13 protein-coding genes are annotated in these 17,722 nt (G+C 71.4%); 8 read left to right on the top strand and 5 right to left on the bottom strand.

Features of this window, described 5'->3' with window-relative positions:
- Positions 1-47: 47 nt before the first annotated feature.
- Together OG623_RS31800 and OG623_RS31795 are read left to right on the top strand one after the other, a co-directional pair.
- Positions 48-4,283 (top strand): molybdopterin-dependent oxidoreductase, encoded by a 4,236-nt coding sequence (locus OG623_RS31800; RefSeq protein WP_406151047.1) that lies wholly within the window; start codon positions 48-50, stop codon positions 4,281-4,283.
- A 298-nt stretch (positions 4,284-4,581) separates the two neighbouring features.
- Positions 4,582-5,901 (top strand): MFS transporter, encoded by a 1,320-nt coding sequence (locus tag OG623_RS31795; protein ID WP_406151046.1) that lies wholly within the window; start codon positions 4,582-4,584, stop codon positions 5,899-5,901.
- A 21-nt stretch (positions 5,902-5,922) separates the two neighbouring features.
- On the opposite strand, the gene OG623_RS31790 is transcribed toward OG623_RS31795, so the two are convergent.
- Positions 5,923-6,516, bottom strand: a complete 594-nt coding sequence (locus tag OG623_RS31790; protein WP_406151045.1) for a TetR/AcrR family transcriptional regulator — start codon at positions 6,514-6,516, stop codon at positions 5,923-5,925.
- A gap of 81 nt (positions 6,517-6,597) precedes the next feature.
- Between OG623_RS31790 and OG623_RS31785 the strand changes: the two genes are divergently transcribed.
- Both OG623_RS31785 and OG623_RS31780 read left to right on the top strand, forming a co-directional pair.
- Complete coding sequence (locus OG623_RS31785; protein ID WP_406151044.1) at positions 6,598-7,374, top strand: oxidoreductase; 777 nt, start codon at positions 6,598-6,600, stop codon at positions 7,372-7,374.
- A gap of 71 nt (positions 7,375-7,445) precedes the next feature.
- Positions 7,446-7,814 (top strand): VOC family protein, encoded by a 369-nt coding sequence (locus tag OG623_RS31780; RefSeq protein ID WP_406151043.1) that lies wholly within the window; start codon positions 7,446-7,448, stop codon positions 7,812-7,814.
- 27 nt (positions 7,815-7,841) lie between these two features.
- Here the strand turns inward: OG623_RS31780 and OG623_RS31775 are convergent, their stop codons facing one another.
- Positions 7,842-9,809 (bottom strand): family 20 glycosylhydrolase, encoded by a 1,968-nt coding sequence (locus tag OG623_RS31775; RefSeq protein ID WP_406151042.1) that lies wholly within the window; start codon positions 9,807-9,809, stop codon positions 7,842-7,844.
- A gap of 299 nt (positions 9,810-10,108) precedes the next feature.
- Here OG623_RS31775 and OG623_RS31770 point away from each other — a divergent pair, with 299 nt between their 5' ends.
- Together OG623_RS31770 and dhaL are read left to right on the top strand one after the other, a co-directional pair.
- Positions 10,109-11,107: a dihydroxyacetone kinase subunit DhaK gene (locus OG623_RS31770; RefSeq protein ID WP_406151041.1), complete on the top strand. Its 999-nt coding sequence runs from the start codon at positions 10,109-10,111 to the stop codon at positions 11,105-11,107.
- Positions 11,108-11,165: 58 nt separating this feature from the next.
- Positions 11,166-11,837, top strand: a complete 672-nt coding sequence (gene dhaL / locus OG623_RS31765; protein WP_406151040.1) for a dihydroxyacetone kinase subunit DhaL — start codon at positions 11,166-11,168, stop codon at positions 11,835-11,837.
- A gap of 106 nt (positions 11,838-11,943) precedes the next feature.
- Here dhaL and OG623_RS31760 read toward each other — a convergent pair whose 3' ends face one another.
- On the bottom strand, positions 11,944-12,624 hold the full coding sequence (locus tag OG623_RS31760; RefSeq protein WP_406151039.1) for an HAD family hydrolase: 681 nt from the start codon (positions 12,622-12,624) through the stop codon (positions 11,944-11,946).
- Positions 12,625-13,200: 576 nt separating this feature from the next.
- Here OG623_RS31760 and OG623_RS31755 point away from each other — a divergent pair.
- Positions 13,201-13,836 (top strand): ScbR family autoregulator-binding transcription factor, encoded by a 636-nt coding sequence (locus OG623_RS31755; protein ID WP_406151038.1) that lies wholly within the window; start codon positions 13,201-13,203, stop codon positions 13,834-13,836.
- Between the two features lie 4 nt (positions 13,837-13,840).
- On the opposite strand, the gene OG623_RS31750 is transcribed toward OG623_RS31755, so the two are convergent.
- Positions 13,841-14,344 carry a MarR family winged helix-turn-helix transcriptional regulator gene (locus OG623_RS31750; RefSeq protein WP_406151037.1) on the bottom strand — a complete coding sequence of 168 codons (504 nt, stop codon included), beginning with the start codon at positions 14,342-14,344 and terminating at the stop codon, positions 13,841-13,843.
- Positions 14,345-14,502: 158 nt separating this feature from the next.
- Here OG623_RS31750 and OG623_RS31745 point away from each other — a divergent pair, with 158 nt between their 5' ends.
- The gene (locus tag OG623_RS31745) at positions 14,503-15,822 is read left to right on the top strand and encodes an MFS transporter (RefSeq protein WP_406151036.1); all 1,320 of its coding nucleotides are present in this window, start codon (positions 14,503-14,505) and stop codon (positions 15,820-15,822) included.
- Here OG623_RS31745 and OG623_RS31740 read toward each other — a convergent pair.
- On the bottom strand, positions 15,722-17,683 hold the full coding sequence (locus OG623_RS31740) for an acyl-CoA dehydrogenase family protein (RefSeq protein ID WP_406151035.1): 1,962 nt from the start codon (positions 17,681-17,683) through the stop codon (positions 15,722-15,724). The genes OG623_RS31745 and OG623_RS31740 overlap by 101 nt on opposite strands.
- Positions 17,684-17,722: the final 39 nt, after the last annotated feature.

The raw sequence follows: 17,722 nt of genomic DNA, 5'->3' as shown, positions 1-17,722 counted from the left end.
CGCACGGGCCCGCTCACGGGGTACGCGAGGCGGGAAGTGGAGGTTCGGTGCCGGCTGGCTCGAAGAAGGACAGTGTCCGTACGGTCTGTTCGTACTGCGGGGTCGGCTGCGGGATCGTTCTGGACATCACGCGGGACCCCGCCGACGGCAGGCGCCGCGCGGTGAAGGCGTCCGGGGACAAGGCCCACCCCTCCAACTCCGGCCGCCTGTGCACCAAGGGCGCGACGAGCGCGGACATGATGGCGGCGCCCGGACGCGCGGCCAGGGCGCTGCTGCGCACCGAGCGGGGCGCCCAGCCCGCCGAGACGCACGTGGACGAGGCGATCACGTCGGTGGCCGGCGGGCTGCGGGCGATCCTGGACGAGCACGGGCCGGACGCCCTGTCCTTCTATGTCTCCGGGCAGATGTCCCTGGAGGCGCAGTATCTGGCGAACAAGCTGGCCAAGGGCTTCGTCCGGACGAACCAGATCGAGTCGAACTCCCGGCTGTGCATGGCCTCCGCAGGTACCGGCTACAAGCTGTCGCTGGGCGCCGACGGCCCGCCCGGCTCCTACCAGGACTTCGACCACGCGGACGCGTTCTTCGTGATCGGCGCCAACATGGCCGACTGCCACCCGATCCTCTTCCTGCGCATGGTGGACCGGATCAAGTCGGCCGGGGCCAGGCTGATCGTCGTCGACCCACGCCGCAACGCCACCGCCGACAAGGCCGATCTCTTCCTCCAGATCAATCCGGGCACGGACCTCGCCCTGCTCAACGGCCTGCTGCACCTGCTGGTCGCGAACGGCCACACGGACGAGGCGTTCATCGCCGAATTCACCGAGGGCTGGGGGGAGATGCCCGCCTTCCTCGCCGACTACCCGCCCGGCAGGACGGCGGAGATCACCGGCATCCCCGAGAGCGACATCCGCCGGGCCGCGCGGTGGATCGGCGAGGCAGGCGAGTGGATGAGCTGCTGGACCATGGGCCTGAACCAGTCCACCCACGGCACCTGGAACACCAACGCCCTGGTCAATCTGCACCTCGCCACCGGCGCCCTCTGCCGCCCCGGCTCCGGGCCCTTCTCCCTGACCGGCCAGCCCAACGCCATGGGGGGCCGGGAGATGGGTTACATGGGCCCCGGGCTGCCCGGTCAGCGCTCGGTCCTGGTCGACGCCGAGCGCACCTTCGTCGAGGACCTGTGGAACATCCCCGAGGGCAGCCTGCGTACCGAGGTGGGGCGGGGCACGGTCGAGATGTTCGAGCGGATGGCCGCCGGTGACATCAAGGCGTGCTGGATCATCTGCACCAACCCCGTCGCCTCGGTCGCCAACCGCAGGACCGTCATCGCCGGTCTCGAAGCCGCCGAACTCGTCGTCACACAAGACGTTTTCGCCGAGACGGAGACCAACGCCTACGCCGATGCCGTCCTGCCCGCGACGCTCTGGGCCGAATCCGACGGCATCATGATCAACTCCGAGCGGAACCTCACCCTCGTACAGGGCGTCGTCGACCCTCCGGAGCAGGCGCTGCCCGACTGGCAGCTGATCGCCCGGGTCGCCTGTGAGATGGGCTTCGCCGACGCGTTCACCTACAGCGACGCCGAGGAGGTGTTCGAGGAGCTCAAGCGGGCCTGGAACCCCACGACGGGCTGGGATCTGCGCGGCGTCACCTACGAGAGGCTGCGCACCGCACCGGTCCAGTGGCCGGCACCGGCCGCCGACGGCCCTGACCGCAATCCGGTGCGCTACCTCAACGACGGGGTGAGCCAGACCCTCCTGGAGCGCGAGGACGGGACCCGTCCCCGGCTGGCCTTCCCGACCGCGAGCGGACGCGCGCGCTTCTTCGCCCGTCCGCACCTGCCGGCGGCTGAACTCCCCGACGACGACTACCCGTTCGTCCTCAACACAGGCCGGCTCCAGCACCAGTGGCACACGATGACCAAGACGGGCAAGGTCGCCAAGCTCAACAAGCTGGACGCCGGGCCGTTCGTGGAGGTCCATCCCGAGGACGCCGACGCCCTCGGGGTCGTGGAGGGCGACCATCTGGAAGTCGCCTCGCGCCGAGGGCGCGCCGTGCTGCCCGCCGTGGTCACCGACCGTGTCCTTCCCGGCAACTGTTTCGCGCCCTTCCACTGGAACGACCTGTTCGGCGAGTACCTCAGCGTCAACGCCGTCACCAGCGACGCCGTCGACCCGCTCTCCTTCCAGCCCGAGTTCAAGGCCTGCGCCGTCGCTGTCTCCAGGACAGCCGCCCCCGTGCCGGCCGCGCACCCGCACACCCAGCCGGAGACCGCACCCGTGACCCCCGACCCCGTGCCCGCCCCGGCTGCAGCGGCGGTGGACGTCCACGCGCTCGCCGCGCTGTTCGGCACCGACGGCCTCGCCCCCGCACCCCTGGCCGAGCACGAGCGCCGCTATCTGTCCGGCTATCTCTCCGGTCTCGCCCTGTCGCCACCCGACGACGGGCGTGTGCCCGTCCTGCCGCCGGGCGCCCCGCTCGGCCCGGGTCACGCCCTGTGGGTCGACGGCGTACTCGCCGGTCTGTACTCCCGCTCCGCACCGCCCGGCGGCGTCGCTGCCACCGCGTCGCCCGCGCTGCCCGGCGCCCCGGGCAGCGACAGCGCCGTACCGACCCGCCGTCTGGTCGTGCTGTGGGCCTCCCAGACCGGTAACGCGGAGGAGTTCGCCACCGGGGCGGTCGACCGCCTCACCGGGACGGGCCGTACGCCCGAACTGCTGCCGATGGCCGAGGCGTCCCCGGCGCAGCTCGGCGCGGACACCGATGTGCTCCTGGTGACCAGCACCTTCGGTGACGGTGACGCCCCCGACAACGGCGTCGGTTTCTGGGAGCAACTGTCCGCCCCGGTCGCCGGACGGCTGGACGGAATCCGGTACGCGGTCATCGCCTTCGGTGACTCCAGCTACGACGACTTCTGCGGCCACGGCCGCCGGCTCGACGAGCGCTTCGAGGCCCTCGGGGCGACGAGGCTGGTCCCCCGTCTCGACTGCGAGCCGGACTTCGACGAGGACGCCGACCGCTGGCTCGGCCAGGTCGTCGCCGCGTTGACGGCTGCCGAGGAGCGGCGGACCGTGCCGGCGGGCCCGGCCGATACGCCCCTTCCCGAGCCCGGCGCGGCCCCGGCGGCCGCCACGGCGTCACCCTCGGCTCCCGCACCGGCGGGCCACACGAAGGCATCGCCGTTCGCCACCCTGCTCGTCGGCAACAAGCTCCTGAGCCTGCCCGGCTCCCAGAAGGAGATACGGCAGTTCGCCTTCGACACACGTGACGGCGAACTCGCCTACGACGCGGGGGACGCCCTCGGCGTATGGCCGGCCAACGGGGCACCGCTCGTCGCCGAGTGGCTCGCCCTCACCGGGCTCGGCCCCGACGAGCCCGTCGACCTCGGCGACGGCGCGCCGCTCTCCCTCGAAGAGGCGCTGCGCACCCGCCTGGACATCGCCCGCATCACCACCGACCTGCTCAGGTTCACGGCGGACCGCACCGGAAGCCATGATCTGAAGCGCCTCCTGCGGCCGGACAACAAGGACGCGCTGGCGAAGTGGAGCTGGGGCCGGCAGGCCGCCGACGTCGTCGCCGAATTCCCCGTCCGCGCTTCGGCCACGGAGTGGACGGGGATCCTGAAGCGTCTCCAGCCGCGCCTGTACTCCATCTCCTCCAGCCCGCTCGCCCACCCCGGCGAGGTCCGCCTCACGGTCTCCGTCGTCCGCTACGCCAACGGCCTCGGCCGCGAGCGCGGGGGCGTGTGCTCCACCTACCTCGCCGACTGCGCCGACGACGGCCCCGTCCAGGTCTTCGTCCAGCGCTCACCGCATTTCCGCCCGCCCGCGGACCCCGCCACCCCCATGATCATGGTCGGTCCCGGAACCGGTGTGGCGCCCTTCGTCGGCTTCCTCGAGGACCGTCTGGCCCGCGGCCACACCGCCCCCAACTGGCTCTTCTTCGGCGAACAGCGCCGGGCCACCGACTTCTACCACCGCGAGGAGCTGGAGGCCCACCTGGCATCAGGTCACCTCGACCGCCTCGACCTCGCCTTCTCCCGCGACCAGCGCAACAAGGTCTACGTCCAGGACCGGATGCGGGAACACGGCCCGCGCCTGTGGCAGTGGCTCCAGGACGGCGCCCACTTCTACGTCTGCGGCGACGCCGCACGCATGGCCAAGGACGTGGACCAGGCGCTCAAGGACATCGCCGTCGCCCACGGCGGCATGGAGGGCGACGAGGCCACCGCCTTCGTCAGGCGGCTGGCCGCGGACAAGCGCTACGTCCGGGACGTCTACTGACAACGCCTCGCACCCGCCTCGTCCCGATCGCGCCTTGTCCTGATCGCACCCGTGTCCTGATCGCTACACGAGGTGTCCCAACCCATCGATTGCGACACCTCCGCACGCCCTCCTAGACTGCCTTCAGGAAAGGCAAGCCTTACCTGAATTTCGGTTGGTGCGTCCAGAACACTCCGCGGCGACACGGCTGTGCCCGGGTGGGTGAACCGGCACCTCAGGCACCCGAACCCTGGAGCTCCGCCATGCATCCGTACGACCGGCCTCCGCGGGCCACCGCGCCTGCCACGGGTGGCCGGTCATGAGGTCCGGACTGTCCGCGGTGCTGCCCGACCTCTCCCCCTGGCGCTCCTCCCGTGACTTCCGGCTCCTGTGGGGCCAGGGGCTGATCACGAACTTCGGCAGCTTCATGGCGCTGGTCGCCCTGCCGCTCCAGATCAAGGAACTGACCGGGTCACCGCTCGCGGTCGGCGCGATGGGCGCCGTCGAGCTGGTGCCGCTGGTGGTCTTCGGGCTGTACGGCGGAGCGCTCGCGGACGCGGTCGACCGGCGCAAGGTCATCCTGCTCACCGAGGCCGGGCTCGGGCTGCTCGCGGTCGTCCTGCTGGTGAACGCGATGCTGCCGGAGCCGATGCTGTGGCCGCTCTACGTGGTGGCCGCGGGCGTTGCGGCGCTCGCCGGTCTCCAACGGCCCGCGATGGACTCGCTGCTGGCCCGGATCGTCCCGCACGACCAGCTCGCGGCGGCGGCCGCGCTCAACGCGATCCGCTGGCAGGCGGGCGCCATCGCCGGACCTGCCCTGGCGGGCCTGGTGGTGGCGTACGCCGGCAATGTGCCCGCGTACGGCACCACGGTGGCCTGTTTCGCGGTGTCGGTGACGATGTGCCTTCGGCTGGCCTCCGTGCCGCCCGCCGAGAACGCCGGGAAGCCGTCGCTGCGCGGCATCGCCGAGGGCGCGCGCTACGCCTGGTCGCGGCCGGTGCTGCTGGGCACCTACGCGGTGGACCTGGCGGCGATGTTCTTCGCCTTCCCCAACACCATTTTCCCCTTCCTCGCGGACGAGCTGGACGCAGACTGGGCCCTGGGCCTGATGTACACCGCGGGTTCGGTCGGCTCAGCGCTGGTGAGCCTGACCAGCGGCTGGGTGTCCAGGACACAACGGCACGGGCTGCTGGTCGTGTTCGGCGCGGCCGGCTGGGGACTGGCCATCGCCGCGGCCGGCTGGACGTCCAACGTCTGGCTGGTGCTGGTGTGCCTGGCCCTGGCCGGCGCGGGGGACATGCTGAGCGGGCTGGGCCGCTCGACCCTCTGGAACCAGACCATCCCCGACGAACTGCGCGGCCGGCTCGCCGGCATCGAGGTCCTCTCGTACAGCATCGGCCCCCAGCTCGGCCAGGTGCGCGCAGGCGCGATGGCCGGCTGGACGGGCGCCCGCCCGGCGATCTGGACCGGCGGCCTGGCCTGCGTGGCCACGGTGGGCGCCCTCGCCGCGGCCCTGCCCAGGCTTCTGACCTACGACGCCAGGACCGACGAGGACGCCCTGCGCCGCCGCACGGCCCACGAGGCCGCGACGGGCCCGCGGGGGAAAGCAGCCCTGGACGGCACCGCGGCGGAGCAGTAGACCGCCCGGCGCGCACGCTCGCTACACGCGAGCCGCGTCCTGGCCCGTGGCGCCCGCCGCCCCGTGGCGCAGACCGTCGTGGAGGATCGTTGCGATGCGGATCGCGTCGTCCTTCCAGCCCTCGGCGCGCAAGCCGCAGATGCCGCCGAGGGCGCGTAGGACCACACGCCCGCTGACGTCCTCGCGGACGAGTCCGGCCGCGACACCCGCAGCGAGCAGCTCGTCCAGGGCGCCGGCCATCTCCAGCCGCGCGTCCTCGAAGATCGGCGAATCGGTCGCCATGATGCTCTCCAGCACCTCACCCATGCCCCTGCCCACCGCCGCGTGCTCCACGAGCAGCAGCAGAAAGGCGCGCAGGGCGTCGTCCGGGGCCTGCCGCGCCAGGAGCCCGGCGGGTGCCGCGCAGAGCTCGGCGACCTCCTGGCGGTACACCTCCGCGATGAGCGCCTCGCGCGTTTCGAAGTGGCGGTACAGCGTGCCGACGGACACGCCTGCCCGATGGGCGATCTCCTCCACATGGGCGTCCTCGTCGGCGAGGAAGGCCTCCCGCGCCGCGGTCAGGAGCGCTTCGCGATTGCGGCGGGCGTCGGCGCGCAGCGGACGTGATGACGGCAACGGTCCTCCATAAGGTGAATCGGACTCCGTTTAGATGTACGGTTTCCGGAGTCAGGTTCACTTTAACCGAGGAGTACGACCATGACGATGAACGAGGACGACGGGCTCAGCGGCCTGCGCGTACTGGTGACCGGAGGCAGCCGGGGGCTGGGGCAGGCGACGGCGCGTCGCTTCGCCGCGGCCGGCGCCACCGTGCTGACGGCCTCACGGACCCCGCCCCCGGAGGACCTGCCCGCGCTCTTCATCCCCGCCGACCTGCGGTCCGACGAGGGAGCCGCGGCGCTCGGACGGCGCGTGACGGACAGCGTCGGAGGCGTCGACGTCCTGGTCAACAACGCCGGAGCGGCGACCCCGCCCACACCGACCCTGGAGCGGTCCGACGCGTCCTGGCTCGCGGATCTGGAGATGAACCTGCTCAGCGCGGTCCGGCTCGACCGGGCCCTGGTTCCCGGGATGACCGAACGCGGCTCCGGCGTCGTGGTACACGTCTCCTCCATCGCCAGCCGTCTCCCCCAGCCCGCCGAGGCGTCGTACGCCGCGTCGAAGGCGGCGCTCAACGCCTACAGCCGCGAGCTGGCGACGGCGGTGGGTGGGCGCGGCGTACGCGTGGTGTGCGTGCTGCCGGGCTTCGTGGTGACCGAGGGGGCGACCGACCATCTCCAGCAGATGGCGAGCAGCCGGGGCGTGGGCATCGACACCGTCGAACAGCAGCTCGTGGACCACCTCAAGGTGCCGATGGGACGCCCCGGCGAACCCGAGGACGTCGCGGAGATGATCACCTTCCTCGCCTCCCGCCGCGCCAAATGGCTCACCGGGGCCCAGTTCCGGGTCGACGGCGGCATCATCCCCGCGGTCTGACCGCACCCGGGCCTCTCGGGCCTCCCGGCTCCCGGCTCTTGTCGGGCCGTCCGACAACGTACGGAGACATCATGAACTTCAGCTTGGCTTCACTGGTCGTGGAGGCCGCAGACCTGGAGAGCGAGGGCGCCTTCTGGCACGGGCTGCTCGGCGGCTCCCTCACGAGGACGGCGACCCACCACTTCGTGCAGACCGACGGTCTGCCCGTGATCGTGGTCCAGCACTCCCCCGGTCATGTGCCGCCGCAGTGGCCCGACGGCTCTTCCCAGCAGATGCACTTCGACCTCTTCACCGACGACGCGGCGAGCGCGGACGCACGGGTGACCGCGGCCGGAGGTCGCCGGCTGCGGCCGACCGACGACGTCGGCTCCGCCGCCCGGCAGGGCTCGCGGGTGTACGCCAGCCCTGCCGGACATCCCTTCTGCGTGCGCTCCTCCTGAGCGCGACCGGGGCCGCCGCTCGCTCGCTCAGCGCTGCGGGAGCACCCGCACGCGGGCGGGCGGGGTGACATCGGGCGCCGTCTGGACAGCCGTTCCGTCCGTCTGGCGTGCCGTCACATGGAGCTGCGAGATGGCGTTCGTGAGCGTCAGTCCGGCGGCCGACGGATCCAGTTGCCAGCGCTGGGTGCGCTTGTCCGCCGCGCATGTCTCCTGGGTGAGCTCGGCTCCGGGCTCCAGCGGCGCGCCCAGGTAGCGCTTGCCCCGGTCGACGTCCAGGCAGAGGCCGGTCTCCGCCGACCGCAGCGTCCGATAGCCGTCAGCGGTTGCGGTGACCTTCCAGGCCGCCGCACCGCCGGACGCGAAGCCCACCGTCGCACCCGCCTCATCGGCATCCGGCCCGAGCCGCTTCCGGCCTGGGCCGACCAGTGCGTACGTACCGTCGGGCAGGGACGTACGGACGTGGTCCGCCCACCCCGGCGCATGCCCGATCCCCCGCGCCAACTCCTCGAACCCGTCGTACGTGGCACGCGGCGTCGGTCCGCCCCAGGTGGCCTGCGCGATGAACCGCAGGGGCATGAACGCCTTGGCCTCGACCTCGTTCTCCGTCTCCGCGGCACCGCTGTCGGGCCACATGCTGATCTTCGCGCCGGTGAGGTTCGCGGGCCGTGAGGTGAGCGTCTCGTCCTCGAAGCTGAGCGGCGTCCAGCCGGATACGTACAACTTCCTTGTGTCCATGGTGAATCCGCCGCGCACCAGATACAGCGAGTAGGCGGAGTTCATCACCGGGCGGCCCTCGGCGATGAGCGAGGACGGCTTCTGCGGGTCTTCGCCGCCCAGCCAGTGCTCCACGGCGATGTCGGCGTCCAGCGGGACGACCGCGTTGCGCCCCAGGAGCCCGTCGTTCCAGACGCGCAGCGTGTGGCCGCTCTCGCGGACGTGGCCGCCCACCCGGTTCACGAAGTCGGTGAACACGTCGTCCGGCGTCGCGTCGGGGCCGAACTCCTCGGTGGCGTACGCCTGGAGCTGCGGGAAGTCGGGGTAGGCGGAGCCGATCATGTATTCGTCGGCGCCCATGTGCCAGGACCGGGTTCCCCAGACGTCGAGCGCCTCGTCGACGAGTGAGGTGTAGTACGTGAACGCCTCGGGGCGGGTGATGTCGAGCCGGGGCGGTGACGCCGTGCCGTCCTTGTCCTTGAGCTGGAGTTCGGGGTGGTTCTCCAGGTAAGTGTCCATGTGGCCGGGTGAGTTGATCTCCGGGATCAGCTCGATGTGGTAGCGCTCGGCCATCGCGACCAGTCGGCGTACCTCGTCCTTGGTGTAGTACCCCCAGAACGCCGATTCCGGGTCGACATCGCTCTTCACCTTCGCCTCGATCCAGAGCTGGTTGAGCTTCTGGTACGCCATGTCGCGCATCAGCCGCTCGAACCAGTCCAGCGAGATGTGGATGTAACAAGCGCAGACGCCGACTCCGCGCTCCCGGTACTCGGGGACGTCCACGGTCGTGCCGGCGGGCGCGACGCCGTCCTCGCGCAGGAGTTGGAGCACCGTGCGGGTGCCGTGGTAGACGCCGGTGGAGGTGGCACCGGTGACGGTCAGCCGGTCGCCGGACTCCAGTCGGTAACCCTCGCTCCCCAGATCCTGGTCACCGCCGGCCTTTTGACGCAGCACGATGTCGCCCGGCCCGCCGTCCGGGGCCGTCACCACCGCGGGGCTCCGTCCGGTGACCTCTCCCAGCTCACCGGCGAATCTGCGGGCGTCCGCGGTGGTCCGGGCGTCGGCGTGATCGAGCACGATCCGCGCACCCGCGGCGAGCCGGAACTCTCCGGGCTCCGCCTTCCACTCCCGCAGAGCGGGCAGCACCGCCGGGGCCGCCTCGTCGGCCGTGGCCACGCCCGGCTCCCGGGCCCCCGCGGCGGGAGCCTGGAGCAGTGCCGCCGCGACCGCCGCGACCGTACAGAACACTCCGATGATCCCGCGCCGTCGTCCGTTTCCCATGGCCACCTCTCTGTCGACGCCGGTTTCCGCTCGTCCGGGCAGCGCGCGGGCAGGAACATGCCAAAGCAAGAAGCCCGATCAGGCGGCGTTCGTCAGAGTAGGGGCGAGCATCACAGAGGTCTAGACCCCACACGTCTTACCTCCTTGTCCGGGCGCCCTTGTCCAGGCCCGCGGCCACCATCCCGCCCGTCGACACCCTCCGCGAGTTGCCGAACGCGCATGGTCACCCCCACCATGGAGGTCTCGTCCGGAGGCCGACTCGTCCGGTCCCAGGGTCGTGGACGGAAGGGGTTCGGCGTATGGCCAGGTACTTCGAGAGCGGCACCGGTGAACTCGTCCCCGACGCGCTGTCCGGTTTCGCCCGCGCACACGCGGACCTCGTGGCGTACGACCCCACCGACGGATTCCTCACCGCCAGGCACCCCGCACCGACCCGGCGGGTGGGTCTGCTCTCGGGCGGCGGCTCGGGGCACGAGCCCCTGCACGCCGGATACGTCGGCGCGGGCATGCTCGACGCCGCCTGCCCAGGGAGGGTGTTCGCCTCCCCGCACAACCGGCAGATCTTCCGGGCCTCCCGCGCGGTGGCGGGACCGCAGGGCGTGCTGCACATCGTCAAGAACTACACGGGCGACCGGATCAATTTCGGGATCGCGGCCGAGCGGCTCGCCGACGCGGGAATCACCTGCGCGCGGGTCCTCATCGACGACGACCTGGCATCCGACTCCGAGGAGGTCGCCTCCGGGCGCCGTGGCACGGGTGCCACGATGCTGGTGGAGAAGGTGCTGGGCGGCGCCGCTGACACGGGAATGGGACTCGACGCGCTGGTGGAGCTCGGCACCGCCCTGGCAGGCCGGTGCCGGACGCTCGCCGCGGCCTCCGCCGCGCATCACGCACCGGCCACCGGCGAGCGGGCGTTCGATCTGCCGTCGGGAGAGCTGGAGTACGGCGTCGGGATCCACGGCGAGCGCGCCGACCGCACCAGGAGCCAGAAGCACACGGGCGCGCTGGTGGAGGACATGGCGGGCGCTCTGCTCGACGCGCTGCGCCCGGGGCCCGACGACCCGGTCGTGGCCCTGGTCAACGGTCTCGGCTCGGTGACCTCGCTCGAGCTGTACGGCATCTTCGGTGAGCTGGCGCGGGTCCTCGACTCCCGGCGGGTGCGGCTCGTCCGGCACCTCGTCGGTGACTACGTCACGGCACTCGACATGCGGGGTTTCTCCCTGACCCTCATGGTCGCCGACCCCGACACCCTGCGCTTCTACGATGCGCCGGTCCGCACCCCGGCGTTGCGATGGTGAGCGGCAGCCGGGCCGCCGTGGCCCCGGCGGCCCGCGACAGGAGCAGGAGGACGGGCCCATGACGACTGCCTCGTTCGACGGGACGCAGACCCGTGGCTGGATACTTCGGTTCACCGAGTCGGTGTACGCCACCGAGGCCGAGCTGACCGCGCTCGACCAGCGTGCGGGGGACGGTGACTTCGGGACCAATCTCGCGGCCGGTGTCCGGGCCGCCGGACTCCTGCTCGACCGCACGAACCGCGCCGCCGGGCCGGCGGAGACCCTGGGCACCATGGCCACCGCCTTCCTCGACGAGATCGGTGGGACCAGCGGCCCCCTGTTCGGTCTGCTGTTCCAGGCGCTGAGCAGGGCCGCACCGGACTCCGGGCCGGGTCTGACGACGGCCGCACTGGCCGACGGCACCGCACAGGGCCTGGCCGCCATCCGCCGGGTGGGTGACGCCTCGCCCGGGGACAAGACGCTGGTCGACGCCCTGACCCCGGCCTCCGCCGCGCTGCGGGCGGCGGAGGGTGCGCCGCCCGCGACCGCTCTGGCCACGGCGGCGGACGACGCATGGCGGGGGGTGCGGGACACCGCATCCCTCTCGGCGCGCATGGGCCGTGCGAGCTATCTGGGTGAACGCGCCACGGGCATTCCCGACCCCGGAGCGGTGGGGATCGCCCTGTTCTTCGCCTCGGCCGCCGGCACCGTGCACGCCCTGGGCCCGCATCTGGATCCGGCCACCGGCTGACCGCGAGGCTCCCGGCCACCGGTAGCCGCAACGCCCCCGGCGCCCGGTGACCGCGGCGCTCCCGGTGACCGCAGCGCACCCCGTGCCCCGTGACTGCGGGCCCCCTCTACGCGCCGATCCGGCTGCGGGCCCACGCCACCAGCTCACGGTCGGCGAGGCTCGCGACCCAGAGGTCGGCCCGCTCCGCCTCAGGGCCGGGCGGGCAGGGACCGACGCCGAGGGCACGCAGGCCCGCCCGGCGGGCGGACTCGATGCCCGTGAGCGAGTCCTCCACGGCCAGGGCCTCCTCGGGTGGCACCCCGCACAGCCGCGCGGCCACGCTGTAGACATCGGGCTCCGGCTTCGGCCGTACGTCCTCGCCCGCGACCACGACATGGCCGAAGGAGCCCAGGAGACCGGCCCGGTCGAGGCACGATTCGACCATCTCACGGGGGCAGTTGCTCGCCACCGCGAGAGGGAGATGGCGGGCGGCCAACCGGACCAGCGCGGCGGCGCCCGGCATGGTGACGGGGTCCGCGTCGACCAGCGCGGTGAAGGTGGTGAGGAGGGTGTCCGCCAGGTCGTCCGCGAGGTCCGGTTTCCCGGTCTCCTCGGCCATGAGCGCACCGCACTCGGTGTAATGCACGCCCTTGGCACGGTCGGCGAATCCGGCCGGCGGCTTGAGGCCGAACACCCGGAATGTGGCGTTCCGGGCCTCCTGCCAGTGCCGTTCCGTGTCCATCAAGGTCCCGTCGCAGTCGAAGACGATGGCTGATGGGGACCACTCCAGGATGTTTCGAACTGTCATGTAACTGCCGTTCTCGGAGGCTGCGCCCGGCCCGTTCGATGCACAGATGCAGAGGGATGCCGGGATGCAGGCGACGTGGTGCGCAGCGGTGAGGAATCGGAAGATTTCGCACCGCTGCGGGCGACCGCGCGCACATTGCTGAGCACGTCAGTACGTCAGCACGTCGCGGCGGACATAGATCGTTGTTTTCGGCACGTGCCGAAAACATCGTGGCGGTTACGTTATTTCGGACTCTCCGATTTCCGCAATCACCAATTCGAGTGCATGAAAATTCTCCGGCCACGGACAGCGGGAACCGGCACACGGGACGGAGAGGAGAGCCGAGAAGCCCGGCACGCGGACAACACACCTGGTGGGGCAGCACTTCCGGTACACAGGGACGCCGCACGGGCCGCAACCGCCGGACTCAGGCGAAACGTTCATTCCCCGGCGGGCGTCAGATTGCGTGAAACATCCGCCGCATGTGCACGGCTGACGAATAATAGGATCTTCGCGCGATGCGACCGCACCTTCCGTCGGGAGGGACCGGATCCCCACGCCGCAGCGATAGCACGTTTGAGCGAAGGTGGAACTGAAGTGCAGGACAGGGCCCGCGCAACTCGCAAGGCTTTGCTGGAATCAGCAGCACATCTATTTGTCGAACGAGGTTATGCGGGAACGAGTGTCAATGACATAAGTGATCACTCGGGAAAGACCAGTGGGGCGATCTATTTCCATTACTCGAGCAAGGAGAAGCTGGCACTGGCCGTGGCCCGGGAGCAGTTCGCCACCTGGCCGCAGCTCGCCACCTCCTACACCGCGCCCGGAATCCCCCCGCTGGAGAAGCTGGTGGCCCTGAGCTTCCGTGTCGCACGTTCCCTCAGCGAGGACGTCGTGGCACGCGCGGGCGCACGGCTGTGGGCGGAGCGCCGGGGCATCGAGGCGGTCGTGCCCACGCCGTTCGACACCTGGAACCTGGCCGTCACCCGGCTCCTCGCCCAGGCGCGTACGCGGGGCGAACTCGCGGCAGGCGTGAAGCCTTCGGCCGCGGCCGTGACACTCGTGTGCGCGTTCTTCGGGCTCTGCACCCTGACCGACGACCTGCCGGGCGGGCGGGACTGGAGGGAACAGCTCGACCAGTGGTGGCTGCTGGTACTCAAGCCCCTCCAGGCGAACCCGGACCCGGCCGGCCTGCTCGCCCGTGCGCGGGCGCGGATCCCCGCGCGGCACTGACGGGTCACGTCAGCGACGTGTCACCGTGCGACTCCAGGAGCTTGCGCAGCAGGCGGGCGAGCTCGTCGGACTCCTCCCGGCTGAGGGCCGAGAGCATCCGGATCTCGTTCTCCAGATGCTGCGGGAAGAGCGTGTCCGCCTCCCGCTTCCCCTTCTCCGTGAGCTGGATCTGCACCGAACGCCGGTCGCCGCCCTGCGGGCGCACCCGCTCCACCAGACCTCTGGCCTCCATGCGGTCGATACGCCGGGTGACCGCACCCGAGGTGATCATCGAGGCCTTCAGGAAGGCGCCGGCGGTCATCCGGTAGGGCGGACCCGACCTGCGCAACGTGGTCAGGACGTCGAACTCGCCCGACTCCAGGCCGTGTCGGGTGTCGAACTGCCGCAACTCCCGCTCCAGGGTGCGGCTCAGCCGCTGCACCCTGCCCACGATGCCCGCAGGCCAGGTGTCGAGGTCGGGGCGCTCGGCGCGCCAGAGGTCACGGATGGCGTCCACTGCGTCGGACATGGTCTCTCCTCAGTCATTATCTGAACAGTCAGAGACTTGACGCTCAGATACCTGTGGTGTTCGTATGAGGAGGGAGCTTAGCGCGGCGGCCCCGTCGCATCCGCTCCCGTCAAGTGCGCTCGGACGCAGGTCAGTTGCATGTCGAGAGGTGGAGCACCATGACTCAGGAGAAACACGTGGCCGCCCCCGGGCCTTCGGGCGATGAGGCGGCACCCGCACAGGACCGGTTCGGCATCACCGTGGCCGTGGTGTCCGTCGTCGCGGTCCTCGTCGTCGGCCAGGCGTTCATCACCATTCCGCTCATGCCGCGGCTCAGCAGCGCCTGGGGCGTGTCACAGGCGTCGGCGTCCTGGGCGACGACGGTCTTCGCCGTCGCCTACGCGTGCGGCTCCCTGGCGGGCGGCCCGCTCTCCGACCGCTACGGCCGCCGCACCGTCCTGGCGGGTTCCGTCGCCGCCATGGCCGTGGCGACCGCGCTCGTGCCGCTCGCCACCGGCCTCACCTGGGCATCGGCGGCACGGGCCCTCCAGGGCCTCACGGCCGGGTCGTTCATGCCGATGTCGTACGCCTATCTCTCGGAGCGGGTGCCGGAGCGGCGACTACCGCTGGCGCTGACCACCGTCAATGCGGCCGGGGGCGCCAGCGCGGTGCTCAGCCAGATCGAGGGCCAGGTGCTGGGCTCCGCGCTCGGCTGGCGGGCGGTCTTCCTCCTGTCGGCGCCGCTGCTCGCCCTGGGGGCCCTGGCGATCCGGCGGGTCCTGCTGCCCGGCACGGTGAGGATCCACGGACAGGGCGGCGCGGTCCCGGGCGGTGGTGCGCGCGTCCTGCTCTCGGCGCGGCTGCTGCCGCTCCTGGTCATCTCCCTGCCCCTGCTCGGCAGCATCACCGCGATCTACACCGTCGTGCAGCTGTACGGACCGGCCGATCTGGTCGGCGACCCCGGCGCGATGCTGGGGCTGCGGGCGAGTGCGCTGCCCGCGATGGTGCTCGCCGTTCTCGCCGCTCCCCTGCTCGGCCGTGTTCCCGCGCTGCGGCGGGCCGCCGCGGCGCTCGGCCTCGCCGGGGCCGGGCTGGTCGGCGCGGCGCCGGCCGGGGGCGGCACCGTGGCACTCGGGGCCGCCCTGTTCGTCTTCGTCCTGGCCGTCTCGACCGCGGGCCCCGCCGTCGTCCAGGCGATCGGCGCGACTGCCGGAACCGCCCGCACCACCGCGATCGCCGCCTACGGCTTCCTGCTGAACCTCGGCTCCGGCGCCGGCGCCCAACTCCCCCTGGCCATCGGCAACGTGGCCGGTGTGGCGCTCACGCTCGCCGGCCTGCTGACGGCCTGCGTAGGGCTGCTCGCCCTCGCGCGCCGGGCGGCCGTCAGGCACGGTCGCATCAGCCCAGCAGATCCGGTGAACGCAGCATCTCGGGCGGGACACCCCAGGCGTCGACCAGATCGACCGCGAGTGGACGCACCTTGCGGCACAGGTCGTTGACCTCTCGGCTGATCGCCTTGGAGCGCTGGACGGACAGCCGGCCGTGCTCCATGAACCAGGCACGGTCGGCCTCGATCGTCGAGAGGGCGAACAGGTCGCACAGCAGGCCGAGCGCGACCTTGTTGCCGCTCTCGGGCAGCGCGCGCACCGCGTCGACGAACGCCTCGAGCACCAGCCGCTCGACATGTGCGTGGGCGACCGCGATGACGTGGTCCTGCACCTGCGAGAAGACGGCGCCCGCATCGCGCTTCTGGTCGATCCCGCGCTTGAGCCGGCGGGCCACGCCCGCGAGCATGTGCTCCTCGCGGTAGCGGAACATGGCGAGTTGGTACTCCGAGTCGAGCAGACCGGCTTCCTGGTCCCACGCGTCACCGCCGGGCAGCAGGTCACGTACCCGCTCCAGCAGCTTGTGGGCCGATGTCTTCTCGATGACCGTCTCGACGGCCAGGTTGGTGACGTAGCGGACCATGCCGAGCTGGTCCAGGTCCTCGAACTCGCTGGCGTGGTGGGTGAGCAGGCCCTTGGCCACGAGCTGCAGCAGGACGTGGTTGTCGCCCTCGAAGGTGGTGAAGATGTCGCTGTCGCCCTTGAGCGCGGCGAACCGGTTGACGGAGAGATAGCCGGCGCCGCCGCACGCCTCGCGGCACTCCTGGACGACCCGGGTGGCGTGCCAGGTGCCGAGCGCCTTGGTGCCGGCGGCCCGTGACTCCAGCCGGCGCCGCCCCTGCGGGTCGTCCTCGGTGCCGGAGAAGACCTCGTGCAGCTGCGTACGCACGACGTCCTGCGCGAAGTGCAGTGCGTACGTACGCGCGATGAGCGGCAGCAGTCGGCGCTGGTGCAGACCGTAGTCGAGGAGCAACTGCTCCCCCGCGTCCGGGGACGCTGCGAACTGCCGGCGTCGCACGGCGTACTTCGTGGCGATCACGAGGGCGACCTTGGCGGCGCCGACCCCGGCGCCGCCGACGCTGACCCGGCCCTGCACCAGGGTGCCGAGCATGGTGAAGAAGCGGCGGTCGGGGTTCTCGATCGGGCTCTCGTAGACGCCTTCGGCGGTGACGTCGGCGAACCGGTTGAGAAGCGCCTCGCGTGGCACCCGGACGCCGTCGAACCGGATGCGGCCGTTGTCCACGCCGTTGAGGCCCATCTTGCGGCCGTCGTCCTCGATCCGGACACCGGGAGCCACTTCACCGCCGGCCCTGACCGGCACGACGAAGGCGTGCACCCCTTCGGACTTCCCGCCCACTTCCAGCTGGGCGAAGACGACGGCCAGCTCGGCGTGGCGGGCGGCGTTGCCGATGTAGTCCTTGCGGGCCTGGTCGCCATCCGTGGTGATGACGAACTCCTGGCGGTCGGCGTCGTACACCGCGCGGGTGCCGAGCGCCTGGACGTTGGAGCCGTGCCCGGTCTCGGTCATCGCGAAGCAGCCCATGAGCTGCCCGGTGATCAGATCAGGCAGATAGGCGTCATGGTGGCGTTCGGTGCCCAGATGCAGGATCGCGCCGCCGAAGAGTCCGAACTGCACACCGACCTTCACCAGTACGGACAGGTCACCGAAGGCGAGCGTCTCGAACGCGGCGATGGAGGCTCCGATGTCACCGCCCCCGCCGTAACGGCTCGGGAAGCCCATGCCGGTCTGGCCCGTCGCGGCCATCTCGACCACGAGTTCACGGACCCGCTCGCGAAACGCGTCAAAGCCGAGCTCCTCGGCCTCATCGAGTACGGACGCATGCGTCACGAGGTTCGTCCGGACGAGGTCGCGGATCTCGGCGTACTCGCCGTCGAGCACCTCGGTCAGCGCCCGGACGTCGATGTCGGGCCGGGTGTATCCGCTCGCGGCAGCGGGTGTGTCGTCAATGGCCATGCCCCTCCGCTACCCCGCCCCGTGACGATCAAAAGCGGC

The organism is Streptomyces sp. NBC_01012 (genome assembly GCF_045162755.1).
Classification (GTDB): Bacteria; Actinomycetota; Actinomycetes; order Streptomycetales; family Streptomycetaceae; genus Streptomyces.
This window is presented reverse-complemented; position numbering and strand designations above follow the sequence as displayed.